Source organism: Pseudomonas inefficax (genome assembly GCF_032164165.1).
Lineage (GTDB): Bacteria > Pseudomonadota > Gammaproteobacteria > Pseudomonadales > Pseudomonadaceae > Aquipseudomonas > Aquipseudomonas inefficax.
Genome location: NZ_CP134401.1, coordinates 2926178 through 2943205 on the forward strand (window position 1 = coordinate 2926178; position 17028 = coordinate 2943205).

Genomic DNA, 17028 nt, shown 5'->3' on the forward strand with positions numbered 1-17028 from the left:
TGCCTTGATAGACCGCGTCGATTGGTCGCACGGGGGCGCAAGGGGAAAAGCTGGCCTAGACTGCTGTGTCCAAGGTTTCGTCAACAAGGAGAGCGCTATGAGCTTGTTCAGTTTCGTCAAGGAAGCGGGCGAGAAGTTGATCGACCTGCTGACCCCCGGCAATGCCAATGCCGAAGAGCAGCTGAAGAAACACGTGGAAAGTGTCGGCCTGGGCAACCCGAACATCACGGCCACTGTAGAGGGTGACACGATCATCCTCAAGGGTGAGGTGGCCAGCCAGGAGGAGAAGGAGAAGATCATCCTGGCGGCGGGCAACATCGCCGGGGTTGCCAGTGTCGATGACCAGATCACCGTGACTGGCCCGGTAGCCCAGGCCGCGCGGTTCGTGACGGTGGAGAAGGGCGATACGTTGAGCGCCATTTCGAAGAAGGTGTATGGCGACCCCAACAAGTACCAGAAGATCTTCGAGGCCAACAAGCCGATGCTCAAGCACCCGGACAAGATCTACCCGGGGCAGGTGTTGCGTATTCCTGACTGATCTCTGCAGCCTATTCGCGGGCTCGCCCGCTCCCACAGGGATCGCACACAGTTCAGACCTGTGGTGATCCTGTGGGAGCGGGCATGCCCGCGAATGGGGCCTCACAGGCCGACCAATAGCTCCCGGTAATCCTCGACCGCCGCAAATTCCTCGGTATCCCGCGGCCCGGCCTGGCTATCCGGCTGGCGCACCGCCAGCAGGTGCCCCACGCCAAACCGCCGCGCACTGCGCAGAATCGCCAGGGTGTCATCGATGAACAGGCTGCGCTCCGGTTCAAAGCCGATGTCCGCCTGCAATGCGTCCCAGAATTGCGGGCTTTCCTTCGGGTAGCCATAGTCATGCGAGCTGATCAGCCGTTCGAAATACGGCGCCAACTCCACCCGCTCCAGCTTCAGCGACAGCGAATCCCGATGCGCATTGGTGATCATCACCACGCGCTTGCCCGCGTTGCGGATAGCTGCCAGGAAGGTATCGGCATCCGGTCGCAGGGCGATCAGGTCGGCGATTTCCTGTTTCAGCTCGCGGATGGGCAGCCGCAGTTCGCGGCTCCAGAAGTCCAGGCAATACCAGTTCAGCGTGCCGGCATTGCGTTCGAACAGCGGCTGCAGCTCCATTTCCGCCATGGCCCGGCTTACCCCGTGCAGCTCGGCATAGCGCTGGGGCAGGTGGTCCAGCCAGAAGCGGTTGTCGTAATGCAGGTCAAGCAAGGTGCCATCCATGTCCAGCAGGACGGTATCGATGGCAGACCAGGGAAGAACAGGCATGGGAAACTCTCGATCAGTCGGCAAGCCACGGTATAGTAACCCGTTCACGCCAAGGAGCCGCCCCATGCGCCAGAAACCCACCGTCCTCAGCCGCGAAATCGTCGCCAGCAGCCGCCTGTTTCGCGTCGAAGCCGTGCAATTGCGCTTCAGCAATGGCAACGAGCGTACCTACGAGCGCCTGGTGGGCCGGGGTAATGGCTACGGCGCGGTCATGATCGTGGCCATGCTCGATGCCGAGCACGCGGTGCTGGTGGAGGAATACTGCGGCGGCACCGACGAATACGAGCTGTCGTTGCCCAAGGGCCTGATCGAGCCGGGCGAGGATGTGCTGGCGGCAGCCGACCGGGAGCTCAAGGAAGAAGCCGGTTTTGGCGCGCGCCAGTTGGAGCACCTGACCGAGCTGTCGCTGTCGCCGGGCTACATGAGCCAGAAGATTCAGGTGGTGCTGGCCAGCGATCTTTACGAGGAGCGCCTGGAGGGCGACGAGCCGGAGCCGATGCGGGTCGACAAGGTCAACCTGCGCGAACTCTCGGCCTTGGCCATGCACCCGCAGTTCACCGAAGGTCGGGCGCTGGCAGCGCTGTACCTGGCCCGTGACCTGCTGATTCAGCGGGGGCTGCTGGAAGCATGAACGACCTGCAACTGATGCACGAAGTGGTCAGGCTGGCCCTTGCGGCTGGCGAGGCGATCCTGCCGTTCTGGCGCGCCGATGTGGCCGTGACCAACAAGGCCGACGATTCGCCGGTTACCGCCGCTGACCTGGCGGCGCACCGGGTGATAGCCGATGGCCTGCTGGCGCTGGCGCCGCAGATCCCGGTGCTGTCCGAAGAGGACAGCAACATTCCGCTGGCCGAGCGCCAGGGCTGGAGCCGCTGGTGGCTGGTCGATCCGCTGGATGGCACCAAGGAATTCATTGCCGGCAGCGAGGAATTCACGGTCAACATCGCCCTGGTCGAAAACGGTGAGGTGGTGTTTGGCGTGGTGTCCATGCCGACCAAGGGGCGCTGCTACTTCGGCGGTCGCGGGTTGGGCGCCTGGCGTGCGGAAACGGGTGAGACTGCCCAGCCGATCCAGGTTCGCAGCGCACCGCCGGCGGGGGGGCGTTTCACCGTGGTTGCCAGCCGTCGCCATTCCAGCCCGGAACAGGAAGCGCTGTTGGCCGGGTTGGGGGCTGCGGTGGGTGACCTTGAGCTGGCCAATATCGGCAGTTCGTTGAAGTTCTGCCTGTTGGCTGAGGGTAGCGCCGATTGTTACCCGCGCCTGGCGCCGACTTCGCAGTGGGATACTGCGGCGGCACAGGGGGTGGTGGAAGGGGCTGGTGGTGAAGTGATCGGGCTGGATGGCCTGCCGTTCCGGTATCCGGCGCGGGAGTCGTTGCTCAACCCGCATTTCCTGGCGTTGCCGGCAAATGCTGCGTGGCGCCAAGCTTTCCTGAACCTGATCTGATCGCCGCTCCCACAGGGATCGTGCCAGCCTGTTACCAAGTGGTCCGTGTCAGCGGTGCAGCACGTACTGGCCGCTGAATTTCACCGCAGGCTCGTCACTACCGGCATTGCTCACCGTGGTCTCCAGCGTCAGCCGCGCCCGCCCACGGCGCTGGTACAGGGCCAAGAACCGCTCCCAGGTCTTCTCATCCGGCGCCGCACAGCGCGCCACCGCTGCCCCGGTAACTGGCAACGGATAACTGATCTGCCCTTCCTGGATGACAATATGCCCGTCATCGATACCCGACTCGCGCAGGCGCAGGTGCAGCCAGCCCCAACCCACCAGCACCGCGGCGCAGTACAGGCTGCCGCCGAACATGGTGCTCTTGTGGTTGACGTTGGCCGCCAGCGGCAATTGCAGGCGCAGGGTGTGCTGCTGCCAATCGAGCACTTCCAGGCCCATCTCGCGGGTCAGGGGGATGTCGCCGTGCAGTACGGACTGCAGGTACTGGCTATCGGTGTTCATTAACGATTGTCCTCTTGATCATCATGCCCGCCGCTACCGCCGTCGAAGCTCAAGCCATGCTTGCGCAGCTTGTCGTGCAGGGTCTTGCGGGGGATGCCCAGCGCCTCGGCAAGGCTGCGCATGGAGCTGTGTGGCTGGGCCAGTTCGGCAGCGATCAGCGAGCGTTCGAACTGCTCGACCTGTTCGCTGAGGTTGCCGCTCGGCATCGGTACCGCAGGCATTGCCGCAGGTGGCGCCTGGCCGTCCAGTGCCAGCTCCAGGCCAAGGGCGAAACGCTCGGCGGCGTTCTGCAACTCGCGTACGTTACCGGGCCAGTCATGGCGCAGCAGCATGGCGCGCTGGACCGGCTGCAGGGCGTGCGGCGGCAGGCCATGGCGCTGGCTGGCGGCGTCGGCGAAGTGCTGGAAAAGCACCAGGATGTCATCGCCGCGTTCGCGCAACGGCGGAATACGCAGCGGTGCCACGTTCAGGCGGTAATACAGGTCGGCGCGGAAACGCCCCTGGTCGGCCGACTGGCGCAGGTCCTCCTTGGTCGCGGCGATGATGCGGATGTCCAGCGGGATCAGCTGGTTGCCGCCCAGGCGCTCGACTACCCGTTCCTGCAGCATGCGCAGCAGTTTCACCTGCACGTCCAGGCTCATGCTTTCGATTTCGTCGAGGAACAGCGTGCCGCCGTTGGCGAACTCGAACTTGCCGATGCGGCGTTTTTGCGCGCCGGTGAACGCCCCGGGCTCGTGGCCGAACAGCTCGCTTTCGACCACCGACTCGGCCAGTGCGCCGGCGTTGATCGCCACGAACGGCCCGTCGCGGCGGCTGGACAGGTCGTGCAGGGCACGAGCCACCACCTCTTTGCCGGCACCGGTCTCACCCAGGATCAGCACGTCGGCGCGGGTGCCGGCCAGGGCGCCGATCTGCTCGCGCAGGCGCTGCATGGACGGCGACTGGCCCACCAGGCGGGTGGCCAGTTGCTGGCGGTCGCTCAGGGCCAGGCGCAAGCTGCGGTTGTCCAGCACCAGGCGGCGCAGGGCCAGGGCGCGGCGCACGCTGTCCAGCAGGGCGTCGCTGGCAAAGGGTTTTTCCAGGAAGTCATAGGCGCCGGCGCGCATTGCCTGCACCGCCAGCGGCACATCGCCGTGGCCGGTAATCAGCAGTACCGGCAGCTCGTTGTCACGGCCGTGCAGTTGTTCCAGCAGTTGCAGGCCATCGATGCCTGGCATGCGGATGTCGCTGACCACCACCCCCGGCCAGTCAGCCTCGATGCGTTCGGCCAGGCCCTGGGCATCGGCCAGGGCGACCACCTTGAGCCCGGCCAGGTCCAGGGTCTGGCTCAGGGCCTGGCGCAGGTGCGGGTCATCATCGACCAGGATGACCTGGGCTCGGCTGTCGATCAGTGTCTCGGTGGTCATGCCGAGGGGTCCTCCGAATTGGGCAAAGTAGCGCCAGGTGCGGCCACACGCAGCTGCAGGGTCAGCAGTGCGCCACCTTCCGGGTGGTTGGCCAGCAGCAGTTCACCACCCAGGGCGCGCATCAGGCTCTCGCAGATGGCCAGGCCCAGGCCCAGGCCCTGGGTGCGGGTCTTGGTGGTGAAGAACGGCTCCTTGGCGTGCTCCAGGGCCTGGCGGCTGAAGCCGGGGCCGTTGTCGCGAATGTACAGGTAGACGCAGTCATCGCGCTGCTCGGCACTTAGCCACAGGCGGCGCGGGTTGGCCTTTTCGGTCAGGGCGTCGAGGGCATTGGCCAGCAGGTTGCCGAGCACCTGGCGCAGGCGGGTTTCGCCGGCCTGTACCCACAAGGTGGCTTCCGGCAGGTCGCGAATCAGCTCGACGGCCATTGCCCGACGGCGCTTGGCCAGCAGCGCCAGGGCATCGTCCAGGGCCGGCTGCAGGGCCACGCTCTCCGGGGCATGGCGGTCACGGCGGGCGAAGGCGCGCAGGTGAGCGATGATCGAGGCCATGCGTCCGGTCAGCTCGCCGATCAGCTTGAGGTTGCCGCGGGCGTCTTCGATACGCTGGTGGTCGAGCAGGATCTCGGCGTTTTCCGCGTAGCTGCGGATGGCGGCCAGCGGCTGATTGAGCTCGTGGCTGATGCTGGCCGACATGGTGCCAAGCACTGACAGCTTGCCGGCCTGCACCAGTTCGTCCTGGGCGCGCACGGCCTCCTGTTGGGCGTTCTCGCGCTCCAGCACGGCGCTCTTGAGCCGGGTGTTCAGGCCTTCGAGGTCGGCGGTGCGCTCGGCCACGCGCTTTTCCAGTTCCTGGCGGCCGCGCGCCTCGAAGTCGATGCGGTCGATGTAGTGGCGGCGCCGCTGCATCACCAGGCCGGCCAGCAGCATCAGCACCAGCAGGGTGCCAGCGCCGATGGCCATCACGGTTTGCACCGAACGGTCGACCAGCGTGCGGGGTGCGAGGATGCTGACCTGCCAGCCGGTTTCCTTGATGTCGCGGGTTTGGGTGATCCAGGCGTCCTGGTTGAGCACCAGCGGCTGCGGGGCTTGGGTCGGGTAGGGCTGGATGGCGATGATGGCTTGGCGCTCGGCCTCGGTCAGCGCGCGGGTCGCGCGGAAGCGCCAGTCCGGCTGCGAGGTCAGGATGACCACGCCATTGTGGTCGGTCAGCAACAGCTGCTCGGGGGTGCGGCCCCACAGGGTTTCGGTGTGGTCGAGATCGACCTTGACCACCAGTACGCCAACGATGCGCTCGCGGTCATGCACGGCGGCGGCAAAGAAGTAGCCGCGCTTGGCCGATGTGGTGCCCTGGCCGAAGAAGCGCCCCAGGCGGCCGGCCATGGCTTCGTTGAAGTAGGGGCGGAACGCGAAGTTGCGGCCGACGAAGCTGTCGCGCTTGTCCCAGTTGGAGGCCGCCAGGGTGTTGCCGCTGACGTCCATCAGGTACATCACCTCGGCGCCAGTCTGCTGGACGATGTCCTTGAGCAGGCGGTTGGCGTTGGTCACTGCTTCCAGGCGCAACGGGTCGGCCAGTACCCCGCGCAGCGCCGGCAGGTCACCAAGTATCTGCGGCAAGGTTTCGTAGCGGTGCAGGGTACCGAGCAGGTTGGCGACGTACAGGTCGAGAGTCTGGCGGTTCTGCGAGGCCAGTTCTTCCTGGTAGTAGCGTTCGGCCAGGTGATGCAGGGGCCACAGTAACGGGGCCAGGCACAGGGCCAACAGGGCCAGGCTGCGCCAGCGGGGACGGCGTGGGGGCGTGGGTTTTGCAATCATCACGTAAAGGCGCCAGAAAAGTCTGCCGCAATTATGCGCTAGTTAAGGCAGCAGTTCCGCCTCTGCCAGCGGCAGGCCGAGCTTGTCCTTGTCCGACAGCACCGGTGGCTGCTGCAGCCCCCAGTCGATGGTCAGTGTCGGGTCATCCCAGCGGATGCAGCGGTCGGCGCTCGGGTTGTAGTAGTCGGTAGTCTTGTAGAGGAACTCGGCCGACTCGCTCATCACCGCAAAGCCATGGGCGAAGCCGGGTGGGATCCACAACTGGCGATGGTTGTCGGCCGACAGCTGTACCGCGACCCATTGGCCGAAGGTTGGCGAGCTCTTGCGCACATCCACGGCAATATCACGGATTTCCCCGTGCACCACGCGCACCAGCTTGCCTTGGGTGTTTGCCACCTGATAGTGCAGACCACGCAGCACACCCTTGATCGAGCGCGAGTGGTTGTCCTGGACGAACTCGACATTCACGCCGGTTTGCCGGGCGAACTCACGGGCGTTGAACGCCTCGAAGAAAAAACCACGGCTGTCACAGAACACCTTCGGCTCGATGATCAGTACATCAGGAATTGCGGTGGGGATGATGTTCATGGTGGTGCGCTTGCCCGTTTTGCTCATGTATTGACCCTAGCCGGTCTGGCCCGTTTTTTCCGCCTAGGGCTTCAACGGCATGCACCAGGGCTGGCTATGGTTGATGTCGTGCCGCAGTGGTTCGCGGCCAGCGATGCGTCTGTATCGATTGTTATCGATTTATTTGCCTCAGGCTTTACTGTTTTCCCGATTTTCGGGCTTCTAATATCGATATATATCGGTTATAAATTGACAAACGCCCCAGCACAGTCCGGCTCAGGGCCATCACAGAGGTCAACCATGAAAACCCTCAACTCCACTCCCCGTGCCGATGGTTTCCACATGCCCGCCGAGTGGGCCCCGCAAACCCAGGTGTGGATGGTCTGGCCGGAGCGCCCGGACAACTGGCGCCTGGGTGGCAAGCCAGCGCAAGCTGCCCATGTGACCCTGGCGAAGGCCATTGCCCGTTTCGAGCCAGTAACCGTCGCGGTTTCGGCTGGCCAGTACGAAAATGCCCGCCGCCAGCTCGACCAGCCGAACATCCGTGTGGTCGAGATCAGCAACGACGACGCCTGGGTGCGCGACACCGGCCCGACCTTCGTCATCAACGACCAGGGTGAAGTGCGTGGCGTGGACTGGGGCTTCAATGCCTGGGGCGGCTTTGACGGCGGCCTGTACGCACCGTGGAACCGCGACGAGGAACTGGCGGCCAAGGTGCTGGAAATGGAGCGATGCCAGCGCTACCACACCGAAGGCTTCGTACTCGAGGGCGGCTCGATCCATGTGGACGGCGAAGGCACCGTGATCACCACTGAAGAATGCCTGCTCAATCGCAACCGCAACCCGCACCTGAACCGCGAGCAGATCGAAGCGGTGCTGCGCGATCATCTGGCGGTGGACACCGTGGTCTGGCTGCCGGATGGCCTGTACAACGACGAGACCGACGGCCACGTCGACAACTTCTGCTGTTACGTGCGCCCGGGTGAAGTGTTACTGGCCTGGACCGATGATTCCAACGACCCCAACTATGCCCGCTGCCATGCTGCCATGGAGGTGCTGAAGAGCACCCGCGATGCCAAGGGGCGTGAGTTCATCGTGCACAAGATGCCGATCCCGGGCCCGCTGTTCGCCACCGCCGAAGAGTGTGCCGGTGTCGATCAGGTGGCAGGCAGCCAGGAGCGTGACCCATCGGTGCGCCTGGCTGGCTCGTACGTTAACTTCCTGATCGTCAACGGCGGCATCATCGCGCCAAGCTTCGACGACCCGGCAGATGCCGAGGCCAGAGCGATCCTGTCGAAGATCTTCCCCGACCACGAAGTGGTGATGATCCCTGGTCGCGAGCTGTTGTTGGGCGGTGGCAACATCCACTGCCTGACCCAGCAGCAGCCGGCGCCGGTCAAGCGTTGAGCGCTCGGTGAATGAAGGGGCCCGTCACATGACGGGCCTTTTTGTTTCCGGGGCTGTCCGCAGGCCTGTGCTGGCATATGTTTTGTATTGTTTTCAGTCAGATAGCTCGGCCATGCCGCGCTCTCGGATCTGTAACAATCCTTACGTAGATTAGCCGCTCACGGGCCAGGGAGTACGTGTAGAAATGAACGCAGCAAGTGAGTCGGCTTTGCGCCCATCGGCAGTGAATCACCAATCGCTCAGGCTTGTGGCGAAGTGGTTGAAACACCATGGAAGCATCAGGGTCAGGACGACCGACCCACGACGTCTGCTTGCCGGACGATATCCCCAAGGGCTGATCAGCGAAGCAGAAATGCAGGCGCTGATGGCGGTTTGGCACTGATCGAATCGGTATTACCTGTACCGGCCTCTTCGCGGCTAAAGCCGCTCCCACAAGTACCCAACTGGGCTCGATACATGTGGGATACCTGTGGGAGCGGCTTTAGCCGCGAAGAGGCCGGCACAGGCAATAAAGATCAGAAGCTGTAGCTGCCAGTCACTACCAGGCTACGCGGGTCACCCACCTGGATCTGTGCCGCACTGGTCGCCGAGCTGTAATAGGTCTTGTCGGCAATGTTGCTCAGTGCCGCCCGCACATCCCAGTCATGCGTGCGGTACCCGGCCAATGCATCCCAGCGGCCATACCCCGGCAGCACCGTGGTGTTCTGGTTGTCCGCATAACGCTCGCCCACCAGCGTCAGGCCGGTTTCGGCGTACCAGCCCAGTTCCGGTTTCCAGGTCACGAACAGGCTGCCGTTGCGCTTTGCCACGTCATTGATGCGGTTGCCTTCCTGGCCGTTGTTGTCCTTGACGATGGTCGCGTCCTGCAGGCCGATGCCACCACGTAGATACCAGTTGCCGACGATGTTGCCGGTGGCGGTCAGCTCGATGCCGCGTGAACGCTGCATGCCGCTGAGCAAGATGTTTTCCGGGACCAGCGGATCGCGGGTGCGACGGTTGTACAGCTCCAGCTCGTAGATGGCCAGGGTGGTGGTCAGGCGCTGGTCGAGCCAGTCGCTCTTCACGCCGATTTCCTTCTGGCGGGTTTCTTCCGGCTTGGCGTCGTTACCGTTGCCCTTTGCGCCCGGAGTGATGCCGATCAGACCGCCGCCAACCGGCGAGAAAGTCTTGCTCCACGAGGCGTAGAACGAATGGTCGCGCCACGGTGTGTAGACCACACCCAGGCGTGGGCTGGTGCTGTTGCTGTCCTGTGTTTCGCGCACGCCATCCTTGTTGGTGGTTTCCACTTTGAACTGGTCGAAGCGTACGCCAGCCAGAATTTGCCACTGATCGTCCAAGCGGATCTGGTCTTGCAGATAAAGGCCGCGGCTATCGACCACGGTATGGTTGTCACTAAACAACGTCATTGGGCCATTGAGCTGCTGGTCGCGGCCGGGCTTGCCCAGGCCCTGCAGCTTCTGGTCGACCGCTTTATACAGCACCGGGTCGCGCTTCTGGTTGCCGAATTCCAGGCCCAGCAACAGCTTGTGCTCCAGGCCCAGGGTGTCGAAGTCGCCCTCGGCCTCCAAGGTGTTGAACAGGTTGCGGGTGTTCAGGTCCTGCTGCCAGCGCTGGCGGGTCAAGGTGTCTGTGTTGGCGTTGTAGCCTGTGACGTAGGTGTTGTCGAACTCACTGTCCAGCTTGAACAGGCCCAAGGTATGGCGCAGCTGCCAGGTTTCGTTCAGCTGATAGTTCAGGCGCGAGCGCAGCGACTGGGCACGGTCGTCGATGTAGTCGCGCTGGTCGCCATAAGTGGTGCTGCGGCTGACATCGGCCGGGCGACCGTTGACCCCCGGGACGCCACGATCCGGGGTGCGGTTGTAGCGGCTGTACTCGTATTGCACCAGCCAGTTCAGGTCGGGGCTGACCTGCCACATGATCGACGGGGCGAACAGTTGGCGGCTGCCATCGATACCGTCGCGGAAGCTGTTGTTGTCCTGGTTGCCCAGGTTCAGGCGCAGGCTGACGGTGTCGCTGGGGTCGGCACTGAGGTCGGCATACAGGCTGCGCAGGTCTTCGCTGCCGGCCTGCGCCTCGATGCTTGAACGGCGGCCGGGCTCCGGCGCCTTGCTCACCCGGTTGACGATACCGCCCTGGCTGCCACGGCCATACAGCACCGCTGCCGGCCCCTTGAGTACTTCGACCCGCTCGATGTTATTCAGGTCGCGGATGTACTGGCTGTCGTCGCGAATGCCGTCCAGGTAGAAGTCGTTGCTGGCTTCGAAGCCGCGAATGCGCACGCTGTCGAAGCGGGTGTCGGCACCGCTGCTGACGTTGGGAATGCCTTCCAGCGCTTTGCCCAGGGTATGGCTGCCGTAGTCCAGCACGTTGACGGTCTTCACCGTGTCGATGGCCTGCGGCACGTAGCGCACCGGCGTCGAGGTGCGGGTCGCGGTGCTTACCTCCTTGACCTGCGGGTTGTCCTTTTCGCGATCGCTGTCGGCGTTAACCGACAGTTCCGGCAGGGTGGTGGTGGCGGCACTGGCCAGGCTGGCGCTGAACAGCAGCGACAGGCCAAGCGCCAGGGGTGAAAGACGGCAGGGTACAAGCATGGGGACATCCGGATCGAGCAGGTGAAAAAGAGATGCGGATGGTAATGCTTGCTATTTGCTATTGCCCGAGTATTTGTAAAGGGTTGTCATTACATCTGTGTCAGGTTGTTACAGCTCCTGCCCTGTCGCCTTTCCCTGTAGGAGCAGCCTTGCGCTGCGAAGGCGCCCTGACAGGAAAATTGTCCGTTCGATCAAAAGGCTATTTCCTACACAAGATAAATTCTCCGCTGATAGCGCGAACCTGCATGGAAATGCACCAGAGCCGCCGGCGATTTTGGTTATATCAACCTGCATTTCACGAGTTTTTGACATTTGTAATCGCACACGGCTAGGATTCGGCCAACGCCTGCTGGCCATGATTTTGGCCATGCTGCTGCCAGAGGCCGCCGTGTTGTTATCGGCAGGCCTTCCAGTCTGGATCCGCATAGCGTCGAACCTACGAAGGGGCGTTGGTTCCTGGCGTCATATTGCAGAGCGTTTTTGATTAGGAAATAAGGAAAACAACATGTTGAAAACCAGGATCAGCCTGGTCGCCCTGGCGATGATCGCCGCGACCCAGGCACAGGCCAATGATCAGGCCGACAGCAAAGGCTTCATCGAGGACAGCCACGCCAACGTCCTGCTGCGTAACGCCTACATCAACCGCGACAAGAAACACGGCACCGACGACCAGATCGAATGGGGCCAGGGTGTCATCGCCAACTTCTCCTCCGGCTTCACCCAAGGCACCGTCGGTGTCGGCGTCGATGCATTCGGCCTGTACGCCGTGCGTCTTGACGGCGGCAAGGGCCACAACGGTGGCGCCGGTGTCGACTTCTTCAAGCCTTCGGACTTCAAGGACGAGAACGGCAACGCCAACTCGCCGCACAACCTGGCCCGTGGTGGCGCTGCAGTGAAGTTCCGCATCTCCAACACCGTGCTCAAGTACGGTGACCAGATGCCGGCACTGCCAGTACTGCAGTACGACGACGCCCGTCTGCTGCCAGAAAGCTTCACCGGTACCCTGATCACCTCCAAAGAGATCCAGGGCCTGGAACTGAACGCCGGTCGCTTCACCCAGGAAGCGCGCAAGAGCGCCGAGCGCCGTGACGGCGGCGGCCTGAAGTCGATCAACGTCTTCGGCGGTAGCTACAAGTTCACCGACAACTTCACCGCTTCGTTGTACACCGCCGACAACGAAGATGTGATGAAAAAGCACTACCTGGGCTTGAACTACGTCTTCCCGATCGCCAACGACCAGTCCCTGACCTTGGACTTCAACGGCTACAAGTCGGACATCGACAACAAGTTCGTCAAGAGCGCCGAACTCAACGGCGACTCCAACACCATCTGGAGCCTGGCAGCCACCTACGCGTATGGTGCGCACTCGTTCACCATCGCCCACCAGCGCAGCACCGGCAGCACCGGCTACAACTACGGCTGGTACCAGAACGCGGGTGGCGTGGGTGACGGTGGTTCGACCATCTACCTGGCCAACTCGTACTGGTCCGACTTCAACGCCGAAGACGAGCGCTCCTGGCAGCTGGGCTACGGCCTGGACTTCGGTGCCTACGGCATCCCGGGCCTGACCTACAAGCTGGCCTACGTGGTGGGCGACAACATCAACACCCGCAACGTCGCCAACCCGCAGGGCTTCGGTGAAGGTAAAGAGCGCGAGATCTTCAACCAGATCCGTTACGTGGTGCAGGACGGCCCGGCCAAGGACCTGTCGATCAAGCTGCGTAGCTCGTTCGTGCGTACCAACAACGCCGTGCAGCAGAACGGTTACAACGACGACGGCAACGAAGTTCGCGTATTCGTCGAGTACCCGATCAGCATCTTCTGATCCTGATCTGATGGCCTAGGGGCTGCTTTGCAGCCCATCGCGACACAAGGCCGCTCCCACATTGACCGGCATGCGCAGGACCATTGTGGGAGCGGCCTTGTGTCGCGAAAGGGCCGCAACGCGGCCCCAGGCTTTCATGCCGTCTCCACCACTTCCTTGCGCCGCACCCCGGCAACCTTCACCTCTCCCTCCCCAGTCTCCGGCGCAAAGCTGTCACTACGCGCCATCCGCCACATCCGCGCATAAAACTCGCTTTCAATCGAGCCACTGAGCAATTCGCCAGGCTTGAGGAACGTGTGCAGGTCCGAGAACAGCCCGATTTCGCTGGAGCTGATACGCCGTGCCAGATGCTTGGGCTTGAGCTCCGCAGGATGTTCCAGGCCCGCAGCAGCCAACATTTCGGCCAGCGCATGCAGCGTGTTGCGGTGGAAACTGGCTACCCGTTCGGCCTTGTCTGGCACCACCAGGGCGCGCTGGCGCAACGGGTCTTGCGTAGCCACGCCGGTCGGGCATTTGTTGGTATGGCAGCTCTGCGACTGGATGCAGCCAATGGCGAACATGAAGCCACGCGCGGAGTTGACCCAGTCCGCCCCGATGGCCAGCACGCTGGCGATGTCGAAGGCGCTGACGATCTTGCCCGCTGCGCCAATGCGGATGCCGGCGCGCAGGTTCAGGCCGACCAGAGTGTTGTGCACGAACATCAGGCCCTCGCGCATCGGCACGCCCATGTTGTCGCTGAACTCGCGTGGCGCCGCCCCAGTGCCGCCTTCCTTGCCATCGACGACGATGAAGTCCGGAGTGATGCCAGTGGCCAGCATAGCCTTGGCAATGCCCATGAATTCCCAAGGGTGGCCCAGGCAGAATTTGAACCCCACCGGCTTGCCGCCCGACAGCTCGCGCAGGCTGGCAACGAACTGCAGCAACTCGACCGGGGTGCGGAAGGCACTGTGCGCTGCCGGCGAGATGCAATCCTCGCCCTCACGCACGCCACGGGTTGCGGCAATCTCGGGGCTGACCTTGTGCCCCGGCAGGATGCCGCCGTGACCCGGCTTGGCGCCCTGGCTGAGCTTGATCTCGATCATCTTCACCTGCGGCGAGCGAGCCTGCTCGGCGAAGCGCTGCGGGTCGAAGCGGCCGTCCTCGGTGCGGCAGCCGAAGTAGCCACTGCCGATTTCCCAGATCAGGTCACCGCCATGTTCGCGGTGGTACGGGCTGATGCTGCCTTCGCCGGTGTCATGGGCAAAGCGGCCCATGCGTGCACCGCGGTTCAGGGCAGCGATGGCTTTGGCACTGAGGGCACCGAAGCTCATGGCCGAGATGTTGAAGATCGACGCCGAATAGGGCAGGCGGCATTGCGGCCCGCCAATGGCGATGCGGAACGACGCCGGGTCTGGCGTGGCCACTGGCAGCATGGAATGGCTGATGAACTCGAAGCCGGGCTTGTAGGCATCGTTGAGGGTGCCAAAGGCTTTCTCGGCGCTTTCGTTCTTGGCCCGGGCATAAACCAGCGAACGCTGCGAACGGGAGAACGGTAGCTTGTCGTCGTCGCCCTCGATCAGGTACTGGCGGATTTCCGGGCGGATGGTTTCGATCAGGTAGCGGATGTTGCCCAGGATCGGATAGTTGCGGCGCACGGCGTGGTGGCTTTGCCGCAGGTCGTTCAGGCCGACCAGGCTGAGCAGCGCGGTGATCAGCGTCAACGGCCACAGCCAGGCATGCTGGGGTAGCAGCGGCAGGCTGGCGAAGGTGAACAGCAGGCAGAGGGCGAGGCAGGCGTAGCGGCTGGGTAGAGAGTGTTTCATGGGTCCATCGCAGGCAGGATGACCGGGCCTAGGATAGGCAAAGGTGGGGAGGGGAAAACCTGGGTAATCGGTAAAAGACTGTTACTTGAATGTAGGGCTCTGTACATGGCTCAAGGCCGATGCGGTCCATGTGGGAGCGGCCTTGTGTCGCGAAAGGGCTGCGCAGCAGCCCCAGAATTCGCAGCCATAGCGAAGATCGCTGGGTCTGCTACGCAGCCTTTTCGCGACACAAGGCCGCTCCCACAAAAAGGTGTTAGCGAGGCAATAACACGCTAACCCGCAACCCACCCCCCTCGCGGTTCGCCAGCAGCAACTCGCCCCCATGGCTGGTGGCAATCCGCTGAGCAATACTCAACCCCAGCCCATACCCCCCGGAAGCCTGGTTGCGTGACCCCTCACCGCGCACGAACGGGTCGATGATGGTCGCCAGCAGGCTCGGCGCAATCCCCGGCCCGCGGTCATCGACATGGATGAACACCCCCGTGGTCGCCTGTTCCAGCGTGACCGAAACCTCTTTGGCATAACGCAACGCATTGACCAGCAGGTTCTGCAGGCAGCGCTGCAGCAGCAGGGCATCGACCCGCAGGCTGCCCGCCCGGCCATGCACCGGCAGCGGCTCTTCGGCAGTGGCCAGCTCCGCGCACTGGCGCACCACCAGCCGGTTCAGGTCTACCTGCTGCAAGTTCTGCTGCTCCCCCGCGCGCAGGTAATCGAGTACCTGGCCGATCATGTCGTCCATCTGCGTGATGTTCTGCCGCAGGCGCTGCCGGTGTTCGTCGTCCGGCAGGCGCTCCAGGCGCAGGCGCATGCGCGTCAGCGGGGTGCGCAGGTCGTGGGACACGGCGGCCAGGAAGTAAGCCTTGTCGTTGACCATCGCGATCAGCCGCTGCTGCATGGCGTTGAAGGCCTGTGCGGCCTGGCGCACTTCCTCCGGGCCATCCAGCGCCAAGGGCGGCTGCTCGAGGTTGCTGCCCAGGCCGCGCGCGGCATCGGCCAGGCGCCGCAACGGGCGCAGGCACAGGCGCACGGCGATCAGGCACACCAGCAATACCGCGACGATGCGCAGCGCGTACACCCGCAACAGATAATCGCTGATCAGCACCCAGGCCGACTCGCCGCTCCAGCCTTGCAGTTCCTGGCCCTCGATGGTCAGCCAGTGCCCATCGGCCAACGGCACCGCGAACTGCAGATGCGCCTGGGCGGTGCGCAGGCCGAACAGGCTGCGCCAGACGATCGGCTGGCCCTGTTCATCGGTCAATTGCACCTTGATCAGGCGCACGTCCTGGGCATGCCCCAACTCGTACTCGAGGGCCTGGTGCAGCAACAGCTCGACACGCCTGCGCCCGCGACGTTCGTCCTGCACAGGCGTGGGTTGGGCTTCGCTGCAACGCAGTTGGTAATGCGCTGGCGCCTGCAGTGCACCGGCGCGGCAGTCAGCCTGGGCGATCAACGGCGCGCTGCGTGCGGCGATGAGCCGGACAGGGGCCTCGAGTACCTGGGCAAAACGCACATCGAACCAGATGCTGCTGGACATCAACTGGACCAGCACGGTGCCGCTGACCATTATCAGCAGCAGCTGGCCGAACAATGTGCGTGGCCACAACCGGCGCAGCCAGCGCATGTCAGGCATCGGCCCCGTTGGCGGCGATGCTCAGCAAATAGCCTTCGTTGCGGATGGTGAGAATTTGCGCGGCACCCGCCGGCGCGTGGCGCAGGTGCTGGCGCAAGCGGCTGACGCACATGTCCACTGAACGGTCGTCGGGCAGGTGGTCGCGGCCGAACGCACTGCGCGTCAGCTGGTCGCGGGACACCACACGGTTGTTGGCTTCCAGCAGTTCGCGCAGTACGCGGTAGTCGGAGCGGGGCAAGGTCAGGATCTGGCCATCGGGGCGGGTGAGCAGGCGCTTCATGTGTTCCAGGCGGAAGCCGGCGAACAGCTGGGCATCTTCTACCGGCTCTGCGGCGGGCGCATCCAGGCGTTGCGGACGGCGCAGCACGGCCTTGATCCGGGCGATCAGCTCGCGTGGCTCGAACGGCTTGGCCAGGTAGTCATCGGCACCCACTTCCAGGCCGATGATGCGGTCCAGCGTGCTGCCCTTGGCCGACAGCATGATTACCGCCAGCCCGGGCGTGGCTTGCAACTGGCGGCACAGGCTGAGGCCGTCCTCGCCGGGCAGCATCAGGTCGAGCACCACCAGCTCCACCTTGTGCCGGGCCAGTTGCTCGCGCATCTGCTCGCCGTCAGCTGCTGCCAGCACGTTATAGCCGGCATCTGTCAGGTAATCACAAAGAAGTTCGCGAATCTCGTCGTCATCGTCGACAACAAGCAAAGTTGTGCTCATGCAGAAAAACACCTGTTCGGTGAGG

15 protein-coding genes are annotated in these 17028 nt (G+C 63.6%); 6 read left to right on the plus strand and 9 right to left on the minus strand.

The annotated features are described in order from the left end of the window. Nucleotides 1–97 precede the first annotated feature (97 nt). Nucleotides 98–538, plus strand: coding sequence for a peptidoglycan-binding protein LysM (gene lysM, locus RIN61_RS13065; protein WP_313857482.1), 441 nt, complete (start codon nucleotides 98–100; stop codon nucleotides 536–538). A gap of 101 nt (nucleotides 539–639) precedes the next feature. Here the strand turns inward: lysM and yrfG are convergent, their stop codons facing one another. Continuing rightward, nucleotides 640–1302: a GMP/IMP nucleotidase gene (gene yrfG / locus RIN61_RS13070; RefSeq protein ID WP_085599973.1), complete on the minus strand. Its 663-nt coding sequence runs from the start codon at nucleotides 1300–1302 to the stop codon at nucleotides 640–642. 64 nt (nucleotides 1303–1366) lie between these two features. Between yrfG and nudE the strand changes: the two genes are divergently transcribed. Beyond that, nucleotides 1367–1933 (plus strand): ADP compounds hydrolase NudE, encoded by a 567-nt coding sequence (nudE, locus tag RIN61_RS13075; protein WP_015268611.1) that lies wholly within the window; start codon nucleotides 1367–1369, stop codon nucleotides 1931–1933. Next, a complete protein-coding gene (gene cysQ, locus RIN61_RS13080; protein ID WP_313857489.1) occupies nucleotides 1930–2748 on the plus strand; it encodes a 3'(2'),5'-bisphosphate nucleotidase CysQ in 819 nt (272 codons plus the stop codon). The genes nudE and cysQ overlap by 4 nt, the downstream gene beginning before the upstream one ends. Before the next feature lie 48 nt (nucleotides 2749–2796). Here the strand turns inward: cysQ and RIN61_RS13085 are convergent, their stop codons facing one another. From RIN61_RS13085 to rfbC, 4 genes are read right to left on the minus strand one after another with little or no spacing between them, the layout of a single operon-like run. Continuing rightward, a complete protein-coding gene (locus RIN61_RS13085; protein ID WP_112251333.1) occupies nucleotides 2797–3252 on the minus strand; it encodes a thioesterase domain-containing protein in 456 nt (151 codons plus the stop codon). Beyond that, a complete protein-coding gene (locus tag RIN61_RS13090) occupies nucleotides 3252–4658 on the minus strand; it encodes a sigma-54-dependent transcriptional regulator (protein WP_112251335.1) in 1407 nt (468 codons plus the stop codon). Before RIN61_RS13090 ends, RIN61_RS13085 begins: the two co-directional genes overlap by 1 nt. Beyond that, entirely contained in the window at nucleotides 4655–6469 is a 1815-nt protein-coding gene (locus RIN61_RS13095; protein WP_207879670.1) for a sensor histidine kinase, read from the minus strand. Before RIN61_RS13095 ends, RIN61_RS13090 begins: the two co-directional genes overlap by 4 nt. A 42-nt stretch (nucleotides 6470–6511) precedes the next feature. Next, on the minus strand, nucleotides 6512–7057 hold the full coding sequence (gene rfbC, locus RIN61_RS13100) for a dTDP-4-dehydrorhamnose 3,5-epimerase (RefSeq protein ID WP_112251601.1): 546 nt from the start codon (nucleotides 7055–7057) through the stop codon (nucleotides 6512–6514). 279 nt (nucleotides 7058–7336) lie between these two features. Between rfbC and aguA the strand changes: the two genes are divergently transcribed. Together aguA and RIN61_RS13110 are read left to right on the plus strand one after the other, a co-directional pair. Further along, nucleotides 7337–8443 carry an agmatine deiminase gene (gene aguA, locus RIN61_RS13105; RefSeq protein WP_112251339.1) on the plus strand — a complete coding sequence of 369 codons (1107 nt, stop codon included), beginning with the start codon at nucleotides 7337–7339 and terminating at the stop codon, nucleotides 8441–8443. A gap of 184 nt (nucleotides 8444–8627) precedes the next feature. Beyond that, complete coding sequence (locus RIN61_RS13110; protein ID WP_080563721.1) at nucleotides 8628–8825, plus strand: hypothetical protein; 198 nt, start codon at nucleotides 8628–8630, stop codon at nucleotides 8823–8825. Between the two features lie 133 nt (nucleotides 8826–8958). Here RIN61_RS13110 and RIN61_RS13115 read toward each other — a convergent pair whose 3' ends face one another. Continuing rightward, nucleotides 8959–11034, minus strand: coding sequence for a TonB-dependent receptor (locus tag RIN61_RS13115; protein ID WP_313857493.1), 2076 nt, complete (start codon nucleotides 11032–11034; stop codon nucleotides 8959–8961). Nucleotides 11035–11539: 505 nt separating this feature from the next. Between RIN61_RS13115 and RIN61_RS13120 the strand changes: the two genes are divergently transcribed. Then, complete coding sequence (locus tag RIN61_RS13120) at nucleotides 11540–12859, plus strand: OprD family porin (RefSeq protein ID WP_112251343.1); 1320 nt, start codon at nucleotides 11540–11542, stop codon at nucleotides 12857–12859. A 134-nt stretch (nucleotides 12860–12993) separates the two neighbouring features. Here the strand turns inward: RIN61_RS13120 and RIN61_RS13125 are convergent, their stop codons facing one another. The 3 genes from RIN61_RS13125 to RIN61_RS13135 all read right to left on the minus strand — a co-directional run bounded on the left by RIN61_RS13125 (nucleotide 12994) and on the right by RIN61_RS13135 (nucleotide 17003). Beyond that, entirely contained in the window at nucleotides 12994–14661 is a 1668-nt protein-coding gene (locus RIN61_RS13125; RefSeq protein ID WP_313857496.1) for an FMN-binding glutamate synthase family protein, read from the minus strand. Nucleotides 14662–14914: 253 nt separating this feature from the next. Next, nucleotides 14915–16282 carry an ATP-binding protein gene (locus RIN61_RS13130; RefSeq protein ID WP_313857608.1) on the minus strand — a complete coding sequence of 456 codons (1368 nt, stop codon included), beginning with the start codon at nucleotides 16280–16282 and terminating at the stop codon, nucleotides 14915–14917. 1 nt (nucleotide 16283) lies between these two features. Continuing rightward, the gene (locus RIN61_RS13135) at nucleotides 16284–17003 is read right to left on the minus strand and encodes a response regulator (protein WP_313857499.1); all 720 of its coding nucleotides are present in this window, start codon (nucleotides 17001–17003) and stop codon (nucleotides 16284–16286) included. Nucleotides 17004–17028: the final 25 nt, after the last annotated feature.

Coding starts and splice junctions, on each gene's coding strand:
- lysM (WP_313857482.1), top strand. CDS start 98: ATGAGCTTGTTCAGTTTCGTCAAGGAAGCGGGCGAGAAGTTGATCGAC.
- yrfG (WP_085599973.1), bottom strand. CDS start 1,302: ATGCCTGTTCTTCCCTGGTCTGCCATCGATACCGTCCTGCTGGACATG.
- nudE (WP_015268611.1), top strand. CDS start 1,367: ATGCGCCAGAAACCCACCGTCCTCAGCCGCGAAATCGTCGCCAGCAGC.
- cysQ (WP_313857489.1), top strand. CDS start 1,930: ATGAACGACCTGCAACTGATGCACGAAGTGGTCAGGCTGGCCCTTGCG.
- RIN61_RS13085 (WP_112251333.1), bottom strand. CDS start 3,252: ATGAACACCGATAGCCAGTACCTGCAGTCCGTACTGCACGGCGACATC.
- RIN61_RS13090 (WP_112251335.1), bottom strand. CDS start 4,658: ATGACCACCGAGACACTGATCGACAGCCGAGCCCAGGTCATCCTGGTC.
- RIN61_RS13095 (WP_207879670.1), bottom strand. CDS start 6,469: ATGATTGCAAAACCCACGCCCCCACGCCGTCCCCGCTGGCGCAGCCTG.
- rfbC (WP_112251601.1), bottom strand. CDS start 7,057: ATGAACATCATCCCCACCGCAATTCCTGATGTACTGATCATCGAGCCG.
- aguA (WP_112251339.1), top strand. CDS start 7,337: ATGAAAACCCTCAACTCCACTCCCCGTGCCGATGGTTTCCACATGCCC.
- RIN61_RS13110 (WP_080563721.1), top strand. CDS start 8,628: ATGAACGCAGCAAGTGAGTCGGCTTTGCGCCCATCGGCAGTGAATCAC.
- RIN61_RS13115 (WP_313857493.1), bottom strand. CDS start 11,034: ATGCTTGTACCCTGCCGTCTTTCACCCCTGGCGCTTGGCCTGTCGCTG.
- RIN61_RS13120 (WP_112251343.1), top strand. CDS start 11,540: ATGTTGAAAACCAGGATCAGCCTGGTCGCCCTGGCGATGATCGCCGCG.
- RIN61_RS13125 (WP_313857496.1), bottom strand. CDS start 14,661: ATGAAACACTCTCTACCCAGCCGCTACGCCTGCCTCGCCCTCTGCCTG.
- RIN61_RS13130 (WP_313857608.1), bottom strand. CDS start 16,282: ATGCGCTGGCTGCGCCGGTTGTGGCCACGCACATTGTTCGGCCAGCTG.
- RIN61_RS13135 (WP_313857499.1), bottom strand. CDS start 17,003: ATGAGCACAACTTTGCTTGTTGTCGACGATGACGACGAGATTCGCGAA.